A 22,961-nucleotide genomic window follows, 5' to 3' on the forward strand; every position below is an offset into this window, starting at 1 on the left:
ACCGCGTGCCGCGGTCCGGGCCCTGCTGCCGTGCGGTGCCGCCCTGCGGCGGCGGTGCGTCAGCTCTGTGCGGTGTCGTCGCCCGCCTGCCCGGCGCCCTCAGCTGCGCCTGCCTTCTCGCGCATCTTGCGCACCAGCTCCGCCTTCTTGTCGGCTGCACCCTGGCGGTCGAGGTTGCGGTGCGGACCGTTGTTCTGCCGTTCGGCGCGGGACAGCTTCTTGCGCTGGCCGCCGCCCATGCCCACGGGGTTGTTGATGTTCTTGCTCACGGTCACGGGTTCTCCCGGTAATGATGTGAAGTGATCTACGGATTCATCGGTGGGGGACGGGCGGCGACGTCGAAGGACGTCAGCGGGGGCCCATCACGCTCTCACTCGTAAATCGGCGTCTGGAAGAACATGATAATGACGTTACCCGGTTCCGTCGGCCCCGCCTACCAACCTTTTCGCCGCCCCGGGGCGGGCCGGGCCTTCGGCGAGCGCCCGGGGTCAGCCGTTTCCTTCCGGGAATCTCAGCACCGCCAGCACCCGCCGCCCGCCGGGGGCAGGTCCAGATGGGCGTTACTGGGCCGCCGCGGGCGCGTTGTCAGTGGTCGCGAGCACACTGACGGCATGAGAGATCATCTCACATGCGCCCCCACCGTTACGGGACAACCTTTAGGTCCACGAGTTGCGAGAATTGGGTTCTGGCACAGATCTTGGGGAGCCGTTGCGGAGCGTTACCCCGACGTTCGATTGCCAGGGACTGGCTCGTGTGAGGCGGCGTACGCCTTGTCGTTTGACAGTCGGAAGTGACGCTCCCTCTGGTCTCTGCCGGCCGTTGCTGCGGCCGGTTGTGAGCGGTGATGGTGCTGGTCATGCAGACCCGTGCACCGTTCTGGGACTCGCTGGTGTTCGAGGGGATCGACGATGTGGACGTCGAGGCGGTTACGGCTGCGTTCGGCACGGTCGAGGTGGTGGCGAGAGGCCGCGCGGCCCGGGCGGTGTGTCCGGGCTGCGGGCGCTTCTCGGACCGAGTCCACGACCGTTATCAGCGCAGGCTGAAGGACCTTCCGCGCAGCGGGCCACGCGCCACCGGGCGACGCCCAGGAGCCATACCCGCGGACGCGGGGAGCAGGGCCTCGCCATCATCGAGTACGGGCGCAGCGTACCGATGACGTAGCACGCCCCGTCACGCTGAGCATCGTGCTCCGTTGGGCTTGATGCGCTCCAGGAGATCAGCGTTCACGGCAGCATGATGATCTACTGCATAGAGTGACCATGCGCCTGGCTGGTCTGTAGGAGGGCTTCCGGCGGCGAGCGAATGAGGCTGCAATGAGTGAACTGACGAAGCCCGAGATCGACCTTCCGGAGGGTGACGCTCCCACCGAGCTGACAATCCGCGACCTCGTCGTCGGGGACGGGCTTGAGGCGAAGCCGGGCAGGGTTGTCCAGCTTCACTACGTCGGGGTCACCTTCGAGTCCGGAAAGGAATTCGACACCTCCTGGGACCGGGGCCAGACGTTCAAGTTCGCCGTGGGCGGTGGCAAGGTCATCAAGGGCTGGGACCGCGGGGTCAGAGGGATGAAGGTCGGCGGCCGGCGCGAGATCATCGTTCCCCCGCGCCTCGGCTACGGAAACCAGTCACCCTCGTCGTTGATCCCGGCGGGCTCGACACTCGTCTTCGTGGTGGACCTGCTCTCCGTCGCAGTCTGAGGCCTTCTGCTACCCGGCCTCTCCGCCCGCAATCAAGGCCGGGCAACACCTGCCGGCCGACCGCGACACCACACCCGTGCACCCTTCACCCGCAGCCACGGACAGAGGCACGCGCCGGCAACAACACGCATCGGTGCCCGTGATCCACAAACGGCAGACACCCCGGTAACGGGCCTGAACCCCAGCCCGGACCGCTGGCCGGCGGCCGGGGTGCCGGCGGCCATGAACCCCGCGAAACGAATCATCCGCGCGGCGACCTCACGCTGCCACTTCTGGTGGTCGCCGGGTCCCGCCCCTCGATCGCAGCCGGGACTCCTCGTCCGCTCCCAGCCGCCGCTCCCGGACCGACGCTGCCGTTCGATTGAACGGGTGGTCACGAACCCCGGCTGCCCGATTCAGCCGCTCACCTCGTAGCCTCCGCACATGACTGATGATCCGTTCCAGTGCCGCTGCGTCCTCTGCCATGACTACGGTGACCGAGACGAGGCGGACCGCGCGGATCTGACGATCATCGAGAATGTGCAGCAGCACGGATGGCACGTCCAGATGGTTCCCGAGGACGAGATCGGTCCTGGATTCGCCTACACGATCGGCCTCGCGCACACGCATGGCGGACCTGAACTCGCCATGTTCGGACTCGATATCCACGCTATGCACCGCATGCTCAACAGGCTCGGAGCGAAGTCCGCCGCGGGTGCTGTATTGGCTGCAGGCCAGAGGCATCCTGAGGTTGTCGACGGTCACCAAGTTGCGCTCAGGCAGGTCGATCTCCGCTGGTACCGGACCTTCTTCGGGCGGGCCATGGGGTTCTACCGGCAGCCTCCGTTGCCTGTGCTGCAAGTTGCGTGGCCCGATGTGAATGACCGTTTCCACTGGGAAGATCAGGCTGAGGAGAGGCATCGGGAGTCGCAGCCTCGGTTGTGGCTGCCGCCGAGGGAGCACCCTGTCGGGGTCTGGACGACCGAACTCTGACCTCTCACGTGCCAACCAGCGACAGACCAACACTGTCGCGAGGAGCTACTGGAGCAAGATCGTTTTTCGGAGTAGTTCGAATCCGGCTCGACCGTAGAGCTGCCTCTTGATCTTCTTGATGCGGTTCACGGCGCCTTCGATGCTGCCGGAGCTCCAGTCCAGGGTGAGCCCGGCCGTTACAGCGTTGAGGTCCCGGAACAGGTGGAGTGCGAAGCCGGTGAGACCGGGTAGCTGGCTGGCATCGACTGCGTCGGTCCAGGCAGAGAGCGTGCTGCCGAGGCGGTCGCTGAGTATCTCGCCGAAATCGCGGACGTGTCCGGAGGCCGTGGCCGGTTCGGGGCAGCGGGTCAGAACGTCTTTCAGGCCGGCGCGGTCCTTCTCGGTCAGGGCGTTGGGGTGACGGGTGAGCCAGCCGGTCACCTGCCGCACCGTCGGCGACCGGGGCGGCGCCTGGGACGGAGCCCCGCGCAAGGTGGCGATGTGGGCGCGGGCCATGGCGTGGGTGTCGGGAGCGTGCTCGGCAGCCAGCTCGCTGTGCAGTCGGGTGACGTTGGTGCATCCCGCGGTGAATCGCCGCTCCAGGTAGGGCTTGTAGGGGTCCAGCCTGCTGGGCCGGGGAGGGTTCTCGCGGAAGGTGTCCTGCCGGCGTGCGGCGGTCGCGGTCGCGTATCGGAGCTCGGTGTTGAGGCCCCAGCCCAGGTGCCGGGCGATCGCCCGGCGTGAGTGGCCTTGGGCGAGCAACTCGGGGACCAGTGCATGTGCTGCCTTCTTCCGCTCGGCCCGCCGGCCGACGGGCTCCGAGTCGTCCTGCGGCCGACCGGCAGCCAGTTGGGTGCCCTCCGGAAGCATGCCGCTGGGCGACGGGTTGCGCAGGCAGTCGCGGTGGGCTGCGACGCAGGTCTCCACGGCCCGGCCGAGGCCCTGCCACAGATGGAACCGGTCAGCGACCTGCAAAGCGTCGGGGGCACCGTGCCGGGGCCCTCGGCACAGGCGCCCGCCCGGTCCCGGCAGATGATCTCCACGCCGGGGTGGCGGATCAGCCAGGCGGCCAGCGGCCCGGCTTCACGTGGCGGCACTGGGTGGCTTGCTGACGTCCTGCTGCCGAACGCTTCACGGGCGCCCGCGCCTCCCCGTCCTCAGCCTGAAGGGCGGGCCTGGGTGGTCAGTCCTGGAACGACGAGGGTGAGCCAGCGTGCGCGGGCGACGGGGGGTTGCTCGGTGGGGGCGGTGGAGAACAGCAGGTAGATGTCGTTGACGGTGACGTCGGGGTGAACGTCACCGTCAGCCTGGCCGGCATGAATGAGGGTGGCTACGGCTTTGCCCGCGCGGTCCTCGTCGGCACGGTCGCCGGGCTCGGTGCCGAGGGCCTGGGCGGCGGCTTTGACGGCGCGGTCGGTCACGGACGCCTCGATGACGCGGCCGAGGAGAGTGGTCAGCTCGTCCAGGGCGCGGGCGCCGGCGGTGACGCGTGCGAGTGCAGCCTCGGCGTCGTCGGCGACACGGGCGACGTACTCGGCGACGGCGGCCGCGACCAGGTCGGTTTTGGTGGGGAAGTGCCGGTACAGGGTGCCCACGGCCACGCCCGCGGCGGCGGCTATCTCGGCTACACCGTGTACGGGGCCGCCCGCCGCGCTGATCGCCTCCAAGAGCTCGCCGACCGCGGTATCCGCCCGCTGGCGATGGACGTCACCGACGATGACTCCATGCGCGCCGGCGTCGACCGCATCACCGCCGAGACCGGCCGCATCGACGTCCTGGTCAACAACGCCGGCTACGGCTCCTACGGCGCCCTCGAGGACGTCCCCCTGGACGAGGCCCGGTACCAGTTCGAGGTCAACGTCTTCGGCGCCTTGCGTCTGGCCCAGCTCGTCCTGCCCCACATGCGCACCCAGCACTCCGGCACCGTCGTCAACGTCACCTCGATGGGCGGCAAGATCTACACCCCGCTCGGCGGCTGGTACCACGGCACCAAGTTCGCCCTCGAAGCCCTCAGCGACTGCCTGCGCCTGGAGGCAAAGCCTTTCGGCATCGACGTCGTCGTCATCGAACCCGGCGGCATCGCCACCGAATGGGGCGCCATCGCCGCCGACAAGCTGGAGAATTCCTCCGGCGACGGCCCCTATGCCGCCCAGGCCGCCGCCGTGGCCTCCTCCCTGCGCTCCGAGGCCAACGCCAGACGCAACTCCCCGCCCACCGTCATCGCCGACGCCATCGCCAAGGCCGTCACCGCCCGCCGACCCAAAACCCGCTACGCCACCGGCTTCGGCGCACGCCCCCTCATCGCCCTGCGCCGCATCCTCCCGGACCGCGCCTTCGACACACTCATCGCCCGCGCCGTCGGCCTGCCCCGCTGAGCGAACCGGGGGTACCCGCTACGCGCCGGGCGCCGTTGAATCTCGCCCGGCGCTGACCCGGCGAGGTCAGAGGCGAAAGACTCGTCGTGCGTTGCCGGACAGGAACAGCTCGGTGGCTTCCTCGTCCAGGCCCAGCTCGCTGATGTGTTCCAGCGCCTGGCCTGGGGTGATCATGGGGTAATTGGTGCCGAACAGCACCTTCCTGCGGCCACGCCCGCGCACGTAGCCGATGAGCTCGGGCGGGTAGCGGCGGGCGGTGTAGGCGCTGGTGTCGATGTAGACGTTGGCGTGCTTGTCGGCCACCGCGATCATCTCCGTGGTCCACGGGTAACCGATGTGTCCGCACACGATGGTCAGCTCTGGGAAGTCGAGCGCGACCTGGTCGATGTAGGGAATGGGACGGCCGGTCTCGGACGGGCGCAGCGGGCCGGTGTGCCCGACCTGGGTGCAGAAAGGGATGCCGAGGTCGACGCAGGCGGCGTACAGCGGGTAGTACAGCCGGTCGGTGGGCGGCAACTCCCACAGCCAGGGCACGATGCGCAGGGCTACGAAGCCGAGTTCCTCCACGGCTCGGCGCAGCTCCCGCACGGCCTGGACCGGACGGGTGAGGTCCGCACCGGCCACTCCGCGCAGCCGTCCCTCGGACTGCGCGACGAACTCGGCCACTTCGTCATTGCTGATCAGCGGCCCTTGAGGGCCGTACCAGGCCGCCGAAAGGCCGATCTCGACATCGGCCGCTGCCATCGCGGCCATCGTCACCTCGACCGGCAACGGCTCCTCCAGTAGCCCCTGCCCCGTCCACCGGCGCAACGACTCGAACATCTCGTGGTTGGAGTGACGGAGTGTGGGGTGCTGCATCCACGCATCGATGACCGGCATCAGATCTACTGCCTCTCTCCCGGCGCCACGGCCGTGCTGCAGCCACAGCGGCTAAGCGATCGCTTACCTGGAGACTAGTCGGTACGTGTCGTTGACAACTACCCCTCGAGTAGTCCCACTCCATGCGTCAAGGAGGCGGGCCCTGGCCGGGCGGCCACCTGCCCTTCGGTCTACTGGATGTCCTCGTGCGCTGATGGGGCGCCTTCAAGGCATCCAGCCATGAGGGCGCGGGCGGCTTCCGTGTGGCGAACGGCCGTGAGTTCCGACAGTCCGAAGATCGCGGCGAGGCGTCCCTGCCCGGCGCACGGTCGAACCGCCGTTGCGTGTGCGTGTCGGCCGCGCTCCGGCCGTCACACAGGGGAGAGTGCGGCGCCGGTGCTCTCCCGGGCCACCACGCGGTGCGGGACCACGATCCGGCGGGCGGGCAGCGCCTCGAGCCGGCCGAGGACGCGCTCGGTCAGACACTGCACCGCGCGTTCGGCGATCTGCTCCCGGTCCGGGGCGATCGTGGTGAGGGACGGGGCGGCGAATCGGCCGTCCTCAATGTCGTCGAACCCCATCAGCGCCAGGTCCTCCGGCACCCGGACACCCTGCTCGGCGGCTACGCGCAGTGCGCCCAGGGCGAGTTCGTCACTGAAGCAGAAGACGGCGTCGACGGAACCGGGCACCCTCAGCAGTTCACGCAGAGCCCGTGCCCCTTCCGCCCGGTGCAGATCGGCCACCTCCACCTCGGCCACCGGACTCAGGCCGGCCTCCCGCAGCCCCTGCCGGAAACCCTCGGCGCGCAGTTCGGCCGTACCGTGGCCCAGCCCGGACTGCAGGCCGATCGCTGCGATGCGCCGGCGGCCCCGCAAGGCCAGATGGAGAGCGGCATCCCGTGCGGCCCCCACGTTGTCCAGCGCCACATGGTCGATGGACCCGTCCGGCTCCAGCTCACCCAGGACGACGAGAGGCAGACCACCCGCGAGCGAGGCCAGTTCGGACGGGGACGTCGACCACGGGCTGATGATCATCCCGTCGACCTGGTGTCCCTCCGAGCCGTCGAGAAGGCGCCGCTCCAGATCCGCCCGCCCCCCGGTCCGCTCCAGGAGTACCGTCCACCCGCGCTCCTGTGCCGCGTCGATGAGCAGACCGGCCAGTGCGCCGAAGTAGGGGGAGTGGATCTCGGGCACGACCACCCCGATGAGTCCGGTGCGCCCCTGCCGGAGGTTGCGGGCGGCGAGGTTGGGGCGGTAGCCCAGTTCCTCGACCGCCGCCATGACCCGGGCGCGCGTTCCTGGCGCGACGGCCGCTGCGTTGCTCACGACATTGGAGACGGTCCGGACGGACACGCCGGCGAGCGCGGCGACGTCCTTGAGTCTCGCTGCCACGGTCGGTGGGCTCCTGTTCCTCCGTGCGGGGCGGCCGTTGGTCGCGGCCTCTGCGCTGAGCACGGTAACAGTCCCCGATCACCACCGTACGCACTCGCTATTGCCTCGTTGATTGCAACGTTGCAATATGAGTGTCGACAGGCTGGTGCGAGAGGAACGCGCTCTTTTGGGGCGGCGTTGTCCCCGCCGCCCACCGACGAGAGGACCACTGCCATGACCGAGGCCGCGACCACCGCCGCCCTGGCCCCACACCTCGACGCAGCTGTTCAGGACCTGTACACCGCGGGCATCACCGCGTGCCGGGGTGCCTTCGACCCGCAGTGGGCCGACGTGATGCGCGAGGACATCGAGAGGGCCTTCGCCGAGGCGAGGAGCCGGGAGGGCGGAGCGGTCGGGAGGGGCCCCCACCGCTTCTACGTCGAGATCCACCCCGAGCAGTTGCGGAACTTCGTGGACCTGGTCGACCATCCATGGGTGCGTGCGGTGTCCGAGGCCGTCCTCGGGCCCGATTACCGCATCGTCGAGCTGGGCTTCGACGTTCCGCTGGCCGGAGCGGTGAACCAGCCTTGGCACCGGGACTTCCCCATGCCGGACGCCACCCGGCACGGGCGCCGGCTGACGTCTCTCGCCTTCAACCTCACTGCCGTGGACACGCGCGAAGACATGGGCCCGTTCGAGATCGCGCCCGGCACCCAGTGGGACGACGACCCGCGCTTCGGCCACGGGATGTTCCCGCCCCGGGACGCCTACCCGCGCTATGCCGCCCTCGCCGAGCGCAAGTTTCCGAGGCGCGGGGACATCTCGGCCCGCTCCGCCCTGACTGTTCACCGGGGCACGGCCAACCACTCGTCCGACGCCCGCCCGGTCCTGGTGCTGGGCGTCGACGCCCCCGGCGCAGGCAACGACGCCCAGCACGACATGGCGGTGACCCGCGCGTACTGGGCTTCCCTGCCCGGGCAGGTGCGGGCCCATCTGCACTGCCCGGTGGTGGAGGAACTGACTCCCATCGTCCAGAAGCACACCATCGAAGGCCTGGTCATGGGCGACGCATGATGCCCCGAGCCCGGCGGCCTCCGGACAAGGCCGACCGCCGGGCTCAGTGGCTCACCTCAGGGCGCCCAGGGGCCGTCCACCGCCCAGGTCGTGTCCTCGGTGAAGGTGGCCGCGTTGTCCCACGCGTGACCGCCACCGGGAGTGGCCAGCCACACCTCGGAGCCGATGTGGCGCATATAGCTGCCGGGCAGATTGGCGCTCGACAGTCGTACCCCGCCCTGACCCCCGACCGCGCACCAGGTGGCATCGGCCTTGAAGAGCGCCGAGCCGTCGCTCGGGTCGCGGCGGACCCGGAAGTCCCGGTGGCGCAGGTACTCACCGGGATAGTTGCGGGACTCGAACGAATAGCAGTTGCTGTTCGCCAGGCCCGTGACGACCTTCCAGGTGGCGTCGTTCTTCAGCAGTGCGCTGCTGGCGCTGTCGACGACTGCCGTGTAGGCGAGCTCCTCGGAGTGGCGCAGGTACTTGGTCGTGTGCCCCGGAGTGGTGACCCGGAGCGACTTGTACTGGCCGGTGGGCAGGGTGACCGGCGGCGCGGGGTTCTTCGACGCCTGGATGAGGGCCTGGTTGGCGGCCTTCACCCGTGCGGTGTCGACCTTCACCACCTGGCGGTCGTAGGTGAGCAGCCCGTTCGCCTCGTTCTCGACGTCGGTGATCTCCGTGTAGACGGAGGCCGACAGCCCGGCCGGCAGCTGGCCGATGCGGATGCTGTCGAGCAGCCCGACGAACCGGTTGTTCAGCGCGGCGACGCTCGCCTGGTCCTCGTAGCTGAAGCCACCGCCCGGGTACCACTCGTGGCCCGGGACCTTGTATCCCAGCCCGCCGAACTCGCCCAGGACGGCTGCCCGGGTCGCGGTGGGGGCGGTGTTGCCGGGGCCGACGTAGATGTGGTTGTCGATCACATCGCCGTTGCCGCCGTCGACGGAGCCGCAGCAGTTGACCCCACTCATGTTGTTGACCAGCCGGGACGGGTCGTAGGCCTTCACCTCATCGGCGATCCTGGCCTGGTCGTACTGTCCCCAGCCCTCGTTCTGGTTGACCCACATGACCACGGAGGGTGAGCTGCGGTGCTGGTCGATGATCGCGTGGTACTCGGCCTCCCACTGGGTACGGGCGGCGCCGTCGGGGGTCTTCCCGGTGTCCATGGCGGGCATGTCCTGCCAGACGAGGAGGCCCAGCTTGTCCGCCCAGTAGAACCAGCGCTGCGGTTCGACCTTGATGTGCTTGCGGACCATGTTGAACCCGAGGTCCTTGTGCGCCTGGAGGTCGGACTTGAGGGCGGCGTCGGTGGGTGCCGTGTAGATGCCGTCGGGCCAGTAGCCCTGGTCGAGCGTGCCGCTCTGGAAGACGAACTTCCCGTTGAGGACGGGGCGCAGGATGTTGTCGACCTTCGCGACGGCGATGGAGCGCATGCCCGCGTAGCTGCCCACCGTGTCCACCACGGTCGTCCCGTCGAGCAGCTCGGCGCGTACGTCGTACAGGAACGGGTCGTCCGGGCTCCACAGCCGGGGATTCGGCACGGGCACGGAGATGTCGGTGCCGGGTGCCCCGGTCGCCGTACCCACGACGGTGCCTCCGCCGGAGACGGTGACCCGTGCGGTCCGGCCGCCGGCGGCTGCCGCCTGCACCTTCACCCGCAGCGTGCTGTTGCCGAGGTTCGGCGTCATGTCCAGCCGCGTGACGTGCGACGCCGCGACAGGCTCCAGCCAGACCGTCTGCCAGATACCGGAGGCCGCGGTGTAGAAGATGCCGCCGCCCTCATGCGGGTTCACGTCATTGATGCGCTGCTTGCCGACGGCCTGGCCGCCGGTCTGCGTCGGGTCGTAGACGGAGACCACGACGGTGTTCGTGCCGCCGTTGAGCTGGGGCGTGATGTCGTACGCGAACGAGTCGAACCCGCCCTTGTGGGCGCCGACCTGGGTGCCGTTGACCCAGACGGTGGTCTGCCAGTCGGAGGCGCCGAAGTTGAGCTCGACGCGTCGGCCGTTCCAGTTGGACGGGACCGTGAAGCTGCGCTTGTACCAGAGCTTGTCGTTCTCGGTGATCTTGCGCTTGATGCCTGAGAGCGCGGACTCCGCGACGAAGGGGACCCGGATCTGATCGGGGAACGCCGCGGGCTGCCCGGCATCGCGGCCGGTCACCGCGAAGTCCCAGATGCCGTTGAGGTTGGCCCAGTCGGGGCGGGTGAGCTGCGGGCGCGGGTACTCGGGGAGAGGGTTGTCGACGGGCACCTGGTCGGTCCAGGGCGTGGTCATGGGGGAGGGCTTCGGCGTCCACGCCGCGGCAGCGGCGCCGGAGGGGGAAGCACCGACACCCACCAGCGCCGTGGCGACGAGGGCCGGAATCCCGATGGCGGCAGCTAACCTGCGCCACCAGGGCCCGCGGCCGGGGACTCGTAGGGAGTTCATGGGTCGGATCTCCTTCACAGGGGGAAGCTCCCCCGCACCGGGCCGGTGCGGGGGAGCGGTGCATCAGCTGCGCCAGGAACGCGTGTCAGAGCAGCTGCCAGAGGTGGTCGTCGGTGCCGTTGTCGGCGAACTGGACGACGTGGGCGCTGTCGGCGGTGGACATGTTGTCGACGCCGAGGACCTTGCCGGAGTGACGGTTGCGGATGCGGTACCAGCCGTCGCCGTTGGGTACGAGCTGCCAGAGGTGGTCGTCGGTGCCGGTATCGCCGAACTGGACGACGTGGGCGCTGTCGGCGGTGGACATGCCGTCGACGCCGAGGACCTTGCCCGAGTGCAGGTTGCCGATCCGGTACCAGCGGTCGGCGAGCCACGGAGTCCCCTGCGGGTCTGCGGTGGGGAACGAGGTGATCCGCAGCCGTGCCGCACCCATGGGGACGAGGGTGACCTGCTCCACCGGCTCCGAGCTGCGTGCCGGGCTGCCCTGCAGCGGCGCCACCACGTGCTCGCCGTCCGCGGTCCACTCCGGGATCCGGCGGGCCCGGGCAGTCATGCTCAGCGGGGTTCCCTCGAGCGTGAACGGGTTGTCGCCGGGCGCCCTCCGCACGGCGTGGTGGCGCAGTGAGGAGGACGGCTTCCCCTCGTCCAGGACGAGCCCGTAGTTCCAGGCGCTGGTGGCGTGGACCTCGTACTCCGGGAACTGCTCGGTGCCACCGATACGCCGGTAGTCCTCGCCGATCCGGAGCGAGTAGGTGAGCGGTCCGCGGTCGACGCTCACCGAGCCGTGGTTGTCGGCCCAGGTGCGTACCGTGGTGCGCTGCGGGAAGTGCAGGGTGACCTTGTCGCCGTCTGCCCAGGTGCGGTCGATTCGGGTGAAGGCGGGGCCCGCCGGCGCGGCGATCCTGCGCCCGTTGACCTTGATGTCCGGCTCGGTGCACCAGGCGGGAACCCGTAGGACCAGGGGGAAGCGCAGGCTCTTCGGCGAGCTGAGGGACAGCGAGACGGTGTCCGTGAACGGGTAGCCGGTCTCCTCGGTGAAGGTGACCTCCGTACCGTCCGCGACCTTCGCGGTGACCTCGCAGGCCGCGTACATCGCCGCGGCCAGCCCGCCGTCCGGAGTGGCGAGCCAGAGCTCCTCGACGAAGTACGGCCAGCCCATACCGTAGTTGTGCGGGCAGCAGCGGTACTGGTCGACGCCCGGCAGATACGCCTGCATCGCGAAGCCGTTCTGGAACTGCCGTCCGTTCTTGGGCACGTTGTCCAGATCGACGCTGTTTGCGCTGGTGACGTAGTGAATCGCCTTGCCCGACGGGTCCAGCGAGGCGGGCAGCGAATTGAAGGCGAGCTCCTCGCAGCGGTCGGCCCACAGCGGGTCGCCCGTGATCCGCGTGAGCAACTGGTGGCTCGCCATGTACTCGACGATTCCGCAGGTCTCGAAGCCCTGCCGGGGGTCTCCGTGCCCTGGGCGGGCGTTCTCGTCCCCGGCGAAGCCGCCGCCCGGGAACTGCCCGTACTGGTCCATGGCCTTGCCGTACGTCCCGTACGTGTCCTGGGTGTCCTGCGGGGAGCCGCTGCGCAGGGCGTACTGGGCGGGTTCCCGGAAACCCTGCGCGATGTTGACGTTGTGCAGATTGACCAGGTTGTCGCCCCAGTCGGCACCGTACCGGTGGATCTTGTCGGCGAGATCGAGCAGGAAGGTGTCGCCGGTGCGGTTGAAGAGCCAGAAGACGCTGTCGAGGCCGTCGCCCCAGCGCAGCGCGATCCAGCTGGTGTTGAACGCCCCGGGCCCCTGGGCGTTCATGTAGCGGAAGAACCTGCTGAGGAACGGGATGATCCGGTTGTCGTCGCTGTACTCCTGCCAGGAGCGCAGGGCCTGGATCAGGGGCAGGAAGGGCCAGAAGTCCGGGCCTCCGTTGAGCGAGGTCCGCAGGGACGTCGGGCCGAAGAAGCCGTCGGACTGCTGGGTCGTGAGGATCGCGTCGATCCAGCGGCGGGTGGCTGCCAGCGCCGGCGCGTCACCGGTCACGATCGCCAGGTCGGCGTACCCGCGCAGCCAGTACGGGACCTCTTCCCATCCTCCCCGGTCGGGGCGGACCCAGCCGGATGCGTTGAAGTCGAGGAAGTGCGAGAACTCCTCGTAGCGGCCGCAGAGTCCGTCCAGCTGGAGCTGGAGCTGGCCGGCGAGCCAGCCGCGGGCGGTGACCTGCCCGGGCGGCAGCTTCAGGAAGGCTGTCGGGTGCAGCGGAGCGGCATTGGGGGAGTAGTGGCCGCCGTGCGCGGCCGCCACCTTGCTCGCGGCGGCGGTCGCGGTGGTGGCCCAGCGGCCTCCTGCGGTGGTCGCGGCAGCTGTGACCAGGGCGCCGGTCATGAGTTGTCTGCGGTTCAGGGGCATCGGTGGGGACTCCGCTTCTGCTCTGCCGGACAAAGAGGGATGCGACCGGCCCGGACTGCTCCGGCGCATGGCGAAGACGGCTGTCGCCTAGGGGGTGCCGACGCGACAACTCGCTTGCAACGTTGGAAAATTGATGTCGGCGGTATGACAGCACGCCGTCAAGCCGGTGTCCATAGGTGGCGCAACAGCTGATGCCGTACTGCCCCGCCGGCTGTGCGCCACGGACCGCGACCCGGGGCGACACATTTTGGAAACGCATCGACAACGCTCTTGCCGCCTGCGCCGCCTCGCCTATATAACGTTGTAAACCTGAGCCGCCGAGAGGCCGCACAGGCTCTCACGACCACAGTTTGCGCAGCTAGAGCCCGTCTCTGAAGCGGGTCGTGAGGAATGCAGTGCCATCTGCCGCCGAGCGGCCGATCCACCGTCCAGCCATGCCCGACCGCACGCCGAACGGCGTGCCGTCATCCCGCCAAGGAGCGTCCCGCGCATGATGACCCAGCGTCGATCCCGTACCCTCGCCGCGGCCTGCCTGCTGGCCGCCACCGCCACGCTGGCCGTTTCCGGCTGCTCGAAGTCGGAGACCTCGAACAACGCGGGCGGTGACAGCAGCCAGGGAGCCCAGGCGGCCAAGACCCCCGAAGCCAGTTCCGGTGCCGGTTGCTCGCTGCAGAGTTACGGCGCGCCCAAGCTGGACCTGAAGAACGCGGTGGTCGGCTTCTCCCAGTCGGAGAAGGAGGCCAACCCGTTCCGTATCGCCGAGACCCAGTCCATCAAGGACGAGGCCAAGAAGATCGGCGTCAAGAAGCTCCTCACCACCAACGCACAGTCGCAGCTCTCCAAGCAGATCAGCGACATCCAGGACATGCTGTCCCAGGGTGCCCAGTTCCTCATCATCGCCCCGCTGAACTCCGACGGCCTCGAGCCGGCGCTCAAGGCCGCAGCGGCGAAGAAGGTCCCGGTCCTCACCATCGACCGCAAGGTCAACTCCACGGCCTGCAAGGACTACGTGGCCTTCCTCGGCTCCGACTTCGTCGAGCAGGGCAAGCGTGCCGCCGACGCGATGATCAAGGCGACCGGCGGCAAGGGCAAGGTCGCCATCCTCCTCGGCGCCTCCGGCAACAACGTGACCACCGACCGCACCAAGGGCTTCGTCGACCAGATCAAGGCCAAGGCGCCCGGCATCGAGATCGTCGCCCAGCAGACCGGCGAGTTCGCCCGTGACAAGGGCCAGCAGGTCATGGAGCAGCTCATCCAGTCCAAGCCCGAGATCACCGCCGTCTACGCGGAGAACGACGAGATGGGTCTCGGCGCCGTCACCGCGCTGAAGGCAGCCGGCAAGAAGCCCGGCAAGGACGTCAAGATCGTCTCGGTCGACGGTACCCGCAACGCCGTGCAGGCCCTGGTCAACGGCGAGTACAACGCCGTCATCGAGTCCAACCCCCGCTTCGGCCCGCTGGCCTTCGCGACCGCCCAGAAGTTCTACGGCGGCGAGGAGATCCCCGAGAACGTCATCATCAGCGACCGCGAGTACGACGGGACCAACGCCAAGGAATCGCTCGGCGGAGCGTACTGACCGCTCCGGTCCCAACGGCCCGGCCGCCGTGGCCCTCTCGGAGGGCCACGGCGGCTCCCGGGCCCACACCCTTGGAACAGCGGAAGGCCAAGACCACTCATGGCACCACCCGAAGCAGTACCTCAGGCACCGGAGGCGGCCGTGCCCACGACCGCCGCGGTGCTCGAAGCCCGCTCGGTGAGCAAACGGTTCCCCGGCGTCGTCGCCCTGGACGATGTCTCCTTCTCCCTGCGCGCAGGGGAGACGCATGCGCTCGTCGGCGAGAACGGCGCCGGCAAATCCACCCTCATCAAGGTGCTGACCGGTGTGTACCAGCCGGACGGGGGCGACCTGCGGATGGCGGGTCAGTCGGTCAGGTTCGCCCGGCCGTTCGAGTCCCAGCAGGCCGGTATCTCCACGATCTACCAGGAAGTGAACCTCGTCCCGCTGATGAGCGTGGCGCGCAACATCTTCCTCGGCCGCGAACCCAAGAACCGCCTCGGCCTCATCGACTTCGCCCGGATGCACCGGGAGACGGCCGAACTGCTCGACGGCTTCGGTGTGAGCGTCGACCCACGCCGCCCCCTGCACACCCTCGGGATCGGCACGCAGCAGATGGTCGCCCTGGCGCGGGCCGTCTCGGTCAACGCCCAGGTCGTCATCATGGACGAACCCACCTCCTCACTCGAACCGCGTGAGGTGGAGACCCTCTTCCGGGTCATCGAGACCCTGCGCGGCCAGGGCATCGCCGTGCTCTACGTCAGCCACCGCATGGACGAGCTGTACCGGATCTGCGACCGCGTCACCGTGCTGCGCGACGGCCGCCACATCCACACCGGCGACCTCGCCGACCTCGACCGGATGCAGCTCGTCTCGATGATGCTCGGCCGCGACATGGCCGAGGTCCGCCGCTCAGGCGTCACCAACTTCGCGGCGGAGGGACACGAAGCGGCCCGCACCCCGGTGCTCACCGCGACCGGCCTGACCAGCCGCCACCAGCTCCACGACATATCCCTGTCGCTGTACGCGGGTGAAGTGCTCGGCCTCGGCGGCCTCCTCGGCTCCGGCCGCAGCGAGACGGCGAAGGCCCTGTCCGGTGCCCTGCCCCTGGACGCGGGCGAACTCACCGTCGACGGCACCGCCCTGAACCGCCTCACCCCGGCCGCCGCCATCCGGGCCGGGATCAGCCTGCTCCCCGAGGACCGCAAGGCAGAGGGAATCGTCCCCGGCCTCTCCGTCCGCGAGAACATCGTGCTCGCTGCCATGCCGCGCCTGTCCAGGGCCGGTGTCGTCTCCCGCGCCAAGCAGGACCGGATCGTCGACATCTTCATGAAGCGCCTGCGGATCAAGGCGTCGAGCCCCGAGCAGAAGGTCGGCGAACTCTCCGGAGGCAACCAGCAGAAGGTCCTGCTGGCCCGCTGGCTCTGTCTGGAACCCAAGGTCCTGCTGCTCGACGAACCCACCCGTGGCATCGACGTCGGCGCCAAGGCCGAGGTCCAGAGCCTCATCGACGACCTGGCCCGGGAGGGCCTGGCCGTCCTGCTCATCTCCTCCGACATCGAGGAGCTCATCGAGGGCGCCGACCGGATCGTCGTCCTGCGCGGCGGAGCCGTCGCAGGCGAACTGGCGGGCGAAGAGGTGGCCGAGAGCCGGCTGCTCGAAGTACTCGCCGACCATGCACCGGCGCCGGGAGACAAGGCCCCGGCCGCTCAGGAGGACCCCCGATGACCCAGGCCGCCGTCTCCCCACCCGTAGAGCCCGCGAAGCAGCCCGTAAAGAGTGCGACACCCCTGGCACGGCTGCGTGACCCGGCCTGGTACCAGGAATACGGCGTGTACGTCGCCGTGGTGGTGGTGCTGCTCTTCAACGCGCTCTTCACCGACCACTTCATGACCGCGGACAACTTCCGCACCCAGCTCGTCCAGGTCGCCCCCATCGTCATCGTCGCCCTGGGCATGGCCCTGGTCATCGGGACCGAGGGCGTCGACCTCTCCGTCGGCTCGACCATGGCACTCGCCGCCGCGTTCCTGCCGCTCTACCTCGGATACGGGCTCGTGCCCGCACTCGTCGTCTCGCTCCTGGCGGGCGCGGTCGTCGGAGCGGTCAACGGCACGCTGGTCTCCCTCATCGGGCTGCAGCCCATCGTGGCCACGCTCGCCCTCTTCGTCGGCGGCCGGGGACTGGCCCTGGTCATGGCCGACGGCCAGCTCAAGCAGATCGTCAACCCCGACCTGCTGTCGCTGGGAACCGGCTCCTTCCTCGGCATCCCGCTGGTCGTTCTGATCGCCGGAATCCTTGCCGTCGCCGTGGCCTTCCTCGTGCAGCGCACCACCTTCGGGCGGCAGATCGTCGCCGTCGGCGGCAACCGGTCCGCCGCCGCCCTCGCGGGACTTCCCGTGAAGCGCGTCCTCATCGGTGTGTACGTGCTGTGCGGCGTGCTCGCAGCCCTCGCCGGCATCCTTGCCACGGCCAGGCTCACCGCGAGCGACCCGTCCTCGCTCGGCACCCTCATGGAACTCTCCGCCATCACGGCGGTCGTGGTCGGCGGTACGCCCCTCAACGGCGGCTCCATCCGGGTGCTCGGCACCGTGGCCGGCGCCCTGCTGATGCAGCTCCTGCGCGCCACCCTCGTCAAGCACGACCTGCCCGACTCCACCGCACAGATCGCCCAGGCGGCCATCATCATCGCCGCCGTCTACGTCGCCCGGGAGCGTCGGTCCCGATGAACGAAACCACACCCGCCCCCGCAGTCCCGGCCCCCGTGGTGCGGAAATCGACCGCACCCGCGGGCGGCAAGGCTCCCCGCCCCGCCGCCGAGCCGAACACCAAGCAGCGTATCGCCGAACTCCTCCAGCGCCAGGGCGTGCTCGCGGTCCTGCTGACCGTCGTGATCGCCGCGTCGTTCATCTATCCGACCTTCGCCTCGCTGGACAACGCGCGCGGCGTGACGATCCAGGCATCGTTCCTCGCCGTGGTCGCGCTCGGCATGACCATGGTCATCATCACCGGCGGCATCGACCTGTCCGTCGGGTCGGTATTCGCCCTCGGCGGAGTCCTCGCCGCCTGGGCCTCGCAGTACGGCTTCCTCGCCGCGCTGCTCGTACCCCTCGTGGTGTGCGGCGCGATCGGGCTGCTCAACGGGCTCCTGATCGCCCGGGGCAACATGGCACCCTTCATCGTCACGCTCGCCACCCTGCTGGCGGCCCGCGGTCTGCTGCTCGCCCTCACCGACGAGGGCGCCACCACCTACCTGGTACCCAAGGACTCCGCCTTCGGCGAGCTCGGGCAGGGCAGCATCTGGGGCTTCGGCTATCCGATCCTGATCGCCCTGGTCCTGTTCGGGGCCGGCGGACTGGTGCTGCAGCGCACCTCGTTCGGGCAGACCCTCTTCGCCGTCGGCGGCAGCAGTGATGCCGCCACCCTGATGGGCCTGCCCGTCGCCCGCACGAAGATCCTGGTCTACACACTCAGCGGCCTGCTGGCCGGACTCGCCGGTGCGCTCAACGCGGCCAGGCTCTCCTCCGGTGTCACCATCGTCGGCGTGGGCATGGAACTGGACGCGATCTCCGCCGTCGTCATCGGCGGCACGCTGCTCATCGGCGGTGCCGGCTCCATCAGCGGAACGCTCTGGGGCGTCCTGCTGCTGGCCGTCATCCAGAACCTGATCAACCAGATCGGCTCGCTCAACTCCTCGTACCAGTCGGTGGTCAGCGGCGGTTTCCTTATCGTTGTCGTGGTGGCCCAGCGCTATCTGGCGCGCAGTCGCAGAAGCACCTGACGACGAACCAGCTGTTCCGAGCCGAACCACTGAGCCAAGTCGAGCCAAGGAGTGCCGTGGGCGTCAGCCTCAAGGACGTTGCGCAACGGGCGGGCGTGTCCATCAAGACCGTGTCGAACGTGGTGAACAACTATCAGCACGTCACACCCGCGATGCGCGCCAAGGTGCAGCAGGCGATCGACGAACTCGGCTACCGGCCGAACCTCACCGCCCGCCATCTTCGCAAGGGCCGCACCGGCATCATCGCCCTCGCCGTACCCGAATTCGGCAACCCCTACTTCGCCGAACTCGCCGGAGCGGTCGTCGACGCGGCCGCCCGGCACGACTACACCGTCCTGGTCGACCACACCGCAGGCCTCCGGGAGAAGGAACTCCTGGTCAGCCAGGGCTTCCGGTCCCATGTGATCGACGGTCTCATCCTCAGCCCCATCCATCTGGAGACCGAGGACCTCATGGCGCGCACCGAGACGGCACCACTGGTGCTGCTCGGTGAGCGCGAGTACGAAGCCCCGTACGACCACATCGCCATCGACAACGTGGCGGCATCCCGCGAGGCCGTGCGCCACCTCTTGGACAACGGCAACCGCAGGATCGCCTTCCTCGGCTCGCGCACCGGCCGCGAACGCCAGCCCGCGCATCTGCGCCTGCGCGGCTGGCGCGAGGAGCTGGCCGCCGCGGGCATCGAGCCGGACGAGTCCCTCGTCGTCGTCACCGACGGCTACGGCCGCGAGGACGGCGCCACAGCCATGGCATCGCTCCTGGACCGGGGAGAGCGACCGGACGCCGTGTTCGCGTACAACGACCTCATCGCCATCGGCGCGATGCGGACCATCACCGAGCGCGGGCTGAGCATCCCGGACGACATCGCAGTCGTCGGCTTCGACGACATCGAGGAGAGCCGGTACGGCACCACCACGCTCACCACCATCGCCCCGGACAAGGAGGCCATCGCCCGGCTGGCCGTCGACAGCCTCGTCGAACGCCTCTCGGGCGAACCGGTCTCCGAACCACGCCGGCCCCGTCCCGGTTACCGCCTCATCGTCCGCGAATCCACCGCACCCGGGCGTGCCTCCGCTCTTCACAAGGATCTCTGATGCCGCGCCCCACCGTGCACCGCACACCGTTCGGCTCCGCCCACGGGACGGAGACCGGCCTGTGGACCCTCGATTCCGGTACGGGAGTCCTCGCCCAGGTACTCACCTACGGTGCTTCCCTGCACCGCCTCACCGTGCCCGACACCGAGGGCACCCCCGCCTCGGTCGTACGGTCGCTCGCCACCGTCGACGACTACACGGGCAAGCACCCGTACTTCGGCGCCGTCGTCGGCCGCTACGCCAACCGCATCGCGAACGGCCGCTTCATCCTGGACGGGGTCACGCACCACATCCCGGCCAACGACCGCGGCCACGCACTGCACGGGGGCCCCGAGGGCTTCCACACCAAGGTGTGGGACGCCACCGCGGACACCTACGAGGACAGCGTGTCCCTGCGCCTGACCCTGCACAGCCCCGACGGCGACATGGGGTTCCCCGGCGCGCTCGACGCGACGGTCACGTACACCCTCGACACGGCGGGCACCCTGGCCATCGACTACGCCTCGGTCACCGACCGCGCCACGGTCGTCAACCTCACCAACCACGCCTACTTCGAGCTGGCCGGCAAGGGCGACATCCTCGGCCACCGGCTGGAGGTCGACGCCGACAGCTATCTGCCGGTGGACGGCGACGGCATCCCCCTGGGACCGCCGGCCGGGGTACGGGGCACGCCGTTCGACCTCACCGCACCGCGCGTACTGGGGGAGTCCATCGGGATCGAGGACGAACAACTGCGCATGGCGGGCGGGTTCGACCACTGCTGGGTCCTGCGCGAGACCGCCGCAGGGCTGCGACGCGCAGCCCGCCTCACCGCCCCGGACTCGGCCCGCGTCCTGGAGGTGTGGACCACCGAGCCGGGCATCCAGGTCTACACCGCCAACCAGCTCGACGGCTCGTTCACCGACGCCACCGGCCGCCGCCTCGAACGCCACGGCGCGGTCTGTCTGGAGACCCAGCACCTGCCCGACTCACCCAACCGGCCGGGCCAGCCCAGCACCGTGCTGCGCCCCGGAGAGACCGCGCGGAGCCGTACCGAACTGCGCTTCCCGCACCTGGGGGTTTAGACCGGCCGGCACATCGGGGGCGGCGTCGCGGGGCTGGGCACGCACATCTGCCGCGTTGTCGTCAATCACCATGGCTCCGCCATGCCTCAGTCCTCCGCCTTGCAGCTGCACGCACCCAGCCCCGCTCCTTCCTCCACCCCCCCATGTGCCGGTCGGTCTTAATCGATTGCCCTGTGATGCGGCTGCCTGCTGTAATTCCGGCACCAGCTGAACAATCCGGGAGATATTCATGCGCCGAGCTTCTGTGTCCACCCAGACAGGAATTGACACCTATCTCGAGGACATGAAGCTCAGTGCATACATTGAACCTGGGAATTCTGGCGCACGTCGACGCCGGTAAGACGAGCCTGACCGAGCGGCTTCTCCACGCCGTCGGAGTCATCGACACCGTCGGCAGCGTCGACGACGGCAGCACACAGACGGACTCGCTGGCGCTGGAACGGCAACGCGGCATCACCATCAAGTCCGCGGTCGTCTCCTTCGTCATCGACGGAGTCGCGGTCAACCTCATCGACACCCCCGGCCACCCGGACTTCATCGCCGAGGTGGAACGGGTCCTCGGCGTGCTCGACGGCGCGGTGCTCGTCGTCTCCGCCGTGGAGGGCGTGCAGGCGCAGACCCGCGTCCTGATGCGGACGCTGCGCCGGCTGCGGATCCCCACACTCGTCTTCGTGAACAAGACCGACCGCGGCGGTGCCCGGTACGAAGGTGTCCTCGCGGACATCGCCGAGCGGCTGTCCCGCGACATCGTCGCGATGGGTTCGGTCGAAGCCCTGGGGACCCGCGATGCCCGCACCGCACCGTTCACCGACGCGGACCCGGGATTCACCGCCGCGCTGACCGATCTGCTCACCGGGCACGACGACGACCTGCTCGCCGACTACGTCGACGACGCGACGGGCATCCCGTACGACCGGCTGCGCGCCGGTCTGGCGGCGCAGACCGGGCAGACGCTGGTGCATCCGGTGTACTTCGGCTCCGCGGCCACCGGGGCCGGCGTGGCCGAACTGATCGCGGGAATCGCCGAGCTGCTGCCCGTCACCTGCCAGGATGCCGAAGGGCCGGCTTCGGGCACGGTGTTCAAGGTCGAGCGCGGTCCTGCCGGGGAGAAGATCGCGTACGTCCGGATGTTCTCCGGAGCGGTGCGCACGCGTGAACGTGTCCGCTTCCGGGGGGACGGCGAGGACGACGACCGCGAGGGCAAGATCTCCGGCATCACCGTCTTCGACCACGGTAGGCACGAGAGCGCGTCCGCACTGACCGCCGGCCGGATCGGCAGGCTGCGGGGGCTCGGCGCGGTCAGGATCGGGGACAGGATCGGAGAGGCGGCCGGGAAGCCGGTGCAGGCCCACTTCGCCCCGCCGACCCTGGAGTCGGTCGTCTCACCCCGCCGCCGGGAGGACCGAGGGGCTCTGCACACCGCACTCGGCCAGCTCGCGGAGCAGGACCCGCTCATCGGCGTACGGCGGGACGACATCCGTCAGGAGGTCTCCCTCTCGCTCTACGGCGAGGTGCAGAAGGAGGTCATCCAGGCGACGCTGGCGGACGAGTACGGGATCGAGGTCACCTTCCGGGAGACCACGACCATCTGCCTGGAACGGCCGGCCGGAACGGGCGCGGCCGTCGAGATCATCGACCGGGACCCCAATCCTTTTCTTGCCACGGTCGGACTCCGTGTCGATCGCGCACCGACGGGCAGCGGGGTGGAATTCCGGCGGGAAGTGGAACTCGGCTCGATGCCCTTCTCCCTCATGAGAGCCGTGGAGGACACCGTGCTCGAGACGCTCGGCCAGGGAATTCACGGATGGCAGGTCACCGACTGCACCGTCACCCTGACGCATTCCGGATACTGGCCTCGGCAGAGTCATTCGCACGGGGTATTCGACAAGAGCATGTCGAGCACGGCGGGCGACTTCCGCAACCTGACACCGCTGGTGCTCATGGACGCGCTGAAGCAGGCCGGAACCACGGTGTACGAGCCGATGCACCGTTTCCGCATCGAGCTCCCGGCCGATACGTTCGGCCCGCTGGTCCCGGTCCTCGCACGGCTGCGCGCCGTTCCCCGGACTCCGCAGACGCGGGGCCGCGTGTGCACCCTGGAGGGTGAGGTCCCCGCCGCGCGCATCCACGAACTGCAGCAGCTGCTGCCGGAGATGACACGGGGCGAGGGGGTGCTGTGGTCCGACTTCGCGCACTACCGGCCGGTCGAGGGCCCCGTTCCGCAGAGGCCCCGTACCGATCACGATCCGCTCCACCGCAAGGAGTACCTGCTGCGCACCCTGCGGCGGGTGGCCGGGGGCGAGGGCGGCCGGGCATGACGGGCGCGCATCGCGCACCCGTCACGCCCGGGT

General features: G+C 69.3%; 19 protein-coding genes. 12 read left to right on the forward strand and 7 right to left on the reverse strand.

What is annotated here, in order from left to right; genetic code table 11:
* Positions 1-59: 59 nt before the first annotated feature.
* The gene (locus ACFWBQ_RS33955) at positions 60-275 is read right to left on the reverse strand and encodes a DUF6243 family protein (RefSeq protein WP_385506211.1); all 216 of its coding nucleotides are present in this window, start codon (positions 273-275) and stop codon (positions 60-62) included.
* A 581-nt stretch (positions 276-856) separates the two neighbouring features.
* On the opposite strand from ACFWBQ_RS33955, the gene ACFWBQ_RS33960 reads away from it, so the two are divergent.
* From ACFWBQ_RS33960 to ACFWBQ_RS33970, 3 genes are all read left to right on the forward strand, one after another.
* Positions 857-1,156, forward strand: coding sequence for a transposase family protein (locus ACFWBQ_RS33960; RefSeq protein WP_385506214.1), 300 nt, complete (start codon positions 857-859; stop codon positions 1,154-1,156).
* A gap of 157 nt (positions 1,157-1,313) precedes the next feature.
* A complete protein-coding gene (locus ACFWBQ_RS33965) occupies positions 1,314-1,694 on the forward strand; it encodes an FKBP-type peptidyl-prolyl cis-trans isomerase (RefSeq protein WP_385506217.1) in 381 nt (126 codons plus the stop codon).
* Positions 1,695-2,117: 423 nt separating this feature from the next.
* On the forward strand, positions 2,118-2,666 hold the full coding sequence (locus tag ACFWBQ_RS33970; RefSeq protein WP_385506219.1) for a DUF4262 domain-containing protein: 549 nt from the start codon (positions 2,118-2,120) through the stop codon (positions 2,664-2,666).
* A gap of 45 nt (positions 2,667-2,711) precedes the next feature.
* On the opposite strand, the gene ACFWBQ_RS33975 is transcribed toward ACFWBQ_RS33970, so the two are convergent.
* Positions 2,712-3,620 carry a transposase gene (locus tag ACFWBQ_RS33975; RefSeq protein ID WP_385506223.1) on the reverse strand — a complete coding sequence of 303 codons (909 nt, stop codon included), beginning with the start codon at positions 3,618-3,620 and terminating at the stop codon, positions 2,712-2,714.
* A gap of 182 nt (positions 3,621-3,802) precedes the next feature.
* Entirely contained in the window at positions 3,803-4,240 is a 438-nt protein-coding gene (locus ACFWBQ_RS33980; protein ID WP_385506225.1) for a TetR/AcrR family transcriptional regulator, read from the reverse strand.
* On the opposite strand from ACFWBQ_RS33980, the gene ACFWBQ_RS33985 reads away from it, so the two are divergent.
* Positions 4,220-5,020 (forward strand): oxidoreductase, encoded by an 801-nt coding sequence (locus ACFWBQ_RS33985; RefSeq protein WP_385506227.1) that lies wholly within the window; start codon positions 4,220-4,222, stop codon positions 5,018-5,020. The two genes, ACFWBQ_RS33980 and ACFWBQ_RS33985, sit on opposite strands and share 21 nt — an antisense overlap.
* A 66-nt stretch (positions 5,021-5,086) precedes the next feature.
* On the opposite strand, the gene ACFWBQ_RS33990 is transcribed toward ACFWBQ_RS33985, so the two are convergent.
* Together ACFWBQ_RS33990 and ACFWBQ_RS33995 are read right to left on the reverse strand one after the other, a co-directional pair.
* Positions 5,087-5,878, reverse strand: a complete 792-nt coding sequence (locus tag ACFWBQ_RS33990) for an amidohydrolase family protein (RefSeq protein ID WP_385506229.1) — start codon at positions 5,876-5,878, stop codon at positions 5,087-5,089.
* A 371-nt stretch (positions 5,879-6,249) separates the two neighbouring features.
* On the reverse strand, positions 6,250-7,269 hold the full coding sequence (locus ACFWBQ_RS33995) for a LacI family DNA-binding transcriptional regulator (protein ID WP_385506231.1): 1,020 nt from the start codon (positions 7,267-7,269) through the stop codon (positions 6,250-6,252).
* 213 nt (positions 7,270-7,482) lie between these two features.
* On the opposite strand from ACFWBQ_RS33995, the gene ACFWBQ_RS34000 reads away from it, so the two are divergent.
* Complete coding sequence (locus ACFWBQ_RS34000) at positions 7,483-8,322, forward strand: phytanoyl-CoA dioxygenase family protein (protein WP_385506234.1); 840 nt, start codon at positions 7,483-7,485, stop codon at positions 8,320-8,322.
* A 56-nt stretch (positions 8,323-8,378) separates the two neighbouring features.
* Here the strand turns inward: ACFWBQ_RS34000 and ACFWBQ_RS34005 are convergent, their stop codons facing one another.
* Together ACFWBQ_RS34005 and ACFWBQ_RS34010 are read right to left on the reverse strand one after the other, a co-directional pair.
* Positions 8,379-10,730 (reverse strand): AbfB domain-containing protein, encoded by a 2,352-nt coding sequence (locus ACFWBQ_RS34005; RefSeq protein ID WP_385506237.1) that lies wholly within the window; start codon positions 10,728-10,730, stop codon positions 8,379-8,381.
* 85 nt (positions 10,731-10,815) lie between these two features.
* Positions 10,816-13,119: a beta-L-arabinofuranosidase domain-containing protein gene (locus ACFWBQ_RS34010; protein ID WP_385506239.1), complete on the reverse strand. Its 2,304-nt coding sequence runs from the start codon at positions 13,117-13,119 to the stop codon at positions 10,816-10,818.
* Between the two features lie 490 nt (positions 13,120-13,609).
* Here ACFWBQ_RS34010 and ACFWBQ_RS34015 point away from each other — a divergent pair, with 490 nt between their 5' ends.
* From ACFWBQ_RS34015 to ACFWBQ_RS34045, 7 genes are all read left to right on the forward strand, one after another.
* Complete coding sequence (locus ACFWBQ_RS34015) at positions 13,610-14,695, forward strand: ABC transporter substrate-binding protein (protein ID WP_385506241.1); 1,086 nt, start codon at positions 13,610-13,612, stop codon at positions 14,693-14,695.
* Between the two features lie 99 nt (positions 14,696-14,794).
* A complete protein-coding gene (locus ACFWBQ_RS34020; protein ID WP_385506242.1) occupies positions 14,795-16,402 on the forward strand; it encodes a sugar ABC transporter ATP-binding protein in 1,608 nt (535 codons plus the stop codon).
* On the forward strand, positions 16,399-17,400 hold the full coding sequence (locus ACFWBQ_RS34025; protein WP_385506244.1) for an ABC transporter permease: 1,002 nt from the start codon (positions 16,399-16,401) through the stop codon (positions 17,398-17,400). The genes ACFWBQ_RS34020 and ACFWBQ_RS34025 overlap by 4 nt, the downstream gene beginning before the upstream one ends.
* Entirely contained in the window at positions 17,397-18,452 is a 1,056-nt protein-coding gene (locus ACFWBQ_RS34030) for an ABC transporter permease (RefSeq protein ID WP_385506247.1), read from the forward strand. Before ACFWBQ_RS34025 ends, ACFWBQ_RS34030 begins: the two co-directional genes overlap by 4 nt.
* Before the next feature lie 56 nt (positions 18,453-18,508).
* The gene (locus tag ACFWBQ_RS34035) at positions 18,509-19,546 is read left to right on the forward strand and encodes a LacI family DNA-binding transcriptional regulator (RefSeq protein ID WP_385506250.1); all 1,038 of its coding nucleotides are present in this window, start codon (positions 18,509-18,511) and stop codon (positions 19,544-19,546) included.
* Positions 19,546-20,610: an aldose epimerase family protein gene (locus tag ACFWBQ_RS34040; RefSeq protein ID WP_385506252.1), complete on the forward strand. Its 1,065-nt coding sequence runs from the start codon at positions 19,546-19,548 to the stop codon at positions 20,608-20,610. The genes ACFWBQ_RS34035 and ACFWBQ_RS34040 overlap by 1 nt, the downstream gene beginning before the upstream one ends.
* A 293-nt stretch (positions 20,611-20,903) precedes the next feature.
* Positions 20,904-22,928, forward strand: coding sequence for a GTP-binding protein (locus ACFWBQ_RS34045; protein ID WP_385506254.1), 2,025 nt, complete (start codon positions 20,904-20,906; stop codon positions 22,926-22,928).
* Positions 22,929-22,961: the final 33 nt, after the last annotated feature.

The sequence above is a fragment of the Streptomyces sp. NPDC060035 genome (genome assembly GCF_042736635.1).
Taxonomy (GTDB): domain Bacteria; phylum Actinomycetota; class Actinomycetes; order Streptomycetales; family Streptomycetaceae; genus Streptomyces.

Coding starts and splice junctions, on each gene's coding strand:
- ACFWBQ_RS33960 (WP_385506214.1), top strand. CDS start 857: ATGCAGACCCGTGCACCGTTCTGGGACTCGCTGGTGTTCGAGGGGATC.
- ACFWBQ_RS33965 (WP_385506217.1), top strand. CDS start 1,314: ATGAGTGAACTGACGAAGCCCGAGATCGACCTTCCGGAGGGTGACGCT.
- ACFWBQ_RS33970 (WP_385506219.1), top strand. CDS start 2,118: ATGACTGATGATCCGTTCCAGTGCCGCTGCGTCCTCTGCCATGACTAC.
- ACFWBQ_RS33990 (WP_385506229.1), bottom strand. CDS start 5,878: ATGCAGCACCCCACACTCCGTCACTCCAACCACGAGATGTTCGAGTCG.
- ACFWBQ_RS34000 (WP_385506234.1), top strand. CDS start 7,483: ATGACCGAGGCCGCGACCACCGCCGCCCTGGCCCCACACCTCGACGCA.
- ACFWBQ_RS34005 (WP_385506237.1), bottom strand. CDS start 10,730: ATGAACTCCCTACGAGTCCCCGGCCGCGGGCCCTGGTGGCGCAGGTTA.
- ACFWBQ_RS34010 (WP_385506239.1), bottom strand. CDS start 13,119: ATGCCCCTGAACCGCAGACAACTCATGACCGGCGCCCTGGTCACAGCT.
- ACFWBQ_RS34015 (WP_385506241.1), top strand. CDS start 13,610: ATGATGACCCAGCGTCGATCCCGTACCCTCGCCGCGGCCTGCCTGCTG.
- ACFWBQ_RS34020 (WP_385506242.1), top strand. CDS start 14,795: ATGGCACCACCCGAAGCAGTACCTCAGGCACCGGAGGCGGCCGTGCCC.
- ACFWBQ_RS34025 (WP_385506244.1), top strand. CDS start 16,399: ATGACCCAGGCCGCCGTCTCCCCACCCGTAGAGCCCGCGAAGCAGCCC.
- ACFWBQ_RS34030 (WP_385506247.1), top strand. CDS start 17,397: ATGAACGAAACCACACCCGCCCCCGCAGTCCCGGCCCCCGTGGTGCGG.
- ACFWBQ_RS34040 (WP_385506252.1), top strand. CDS start 19,546: ATGCCGCGCCCCACCGTGCACCGCACACCGTTCGGCTCCGCCCACGGG.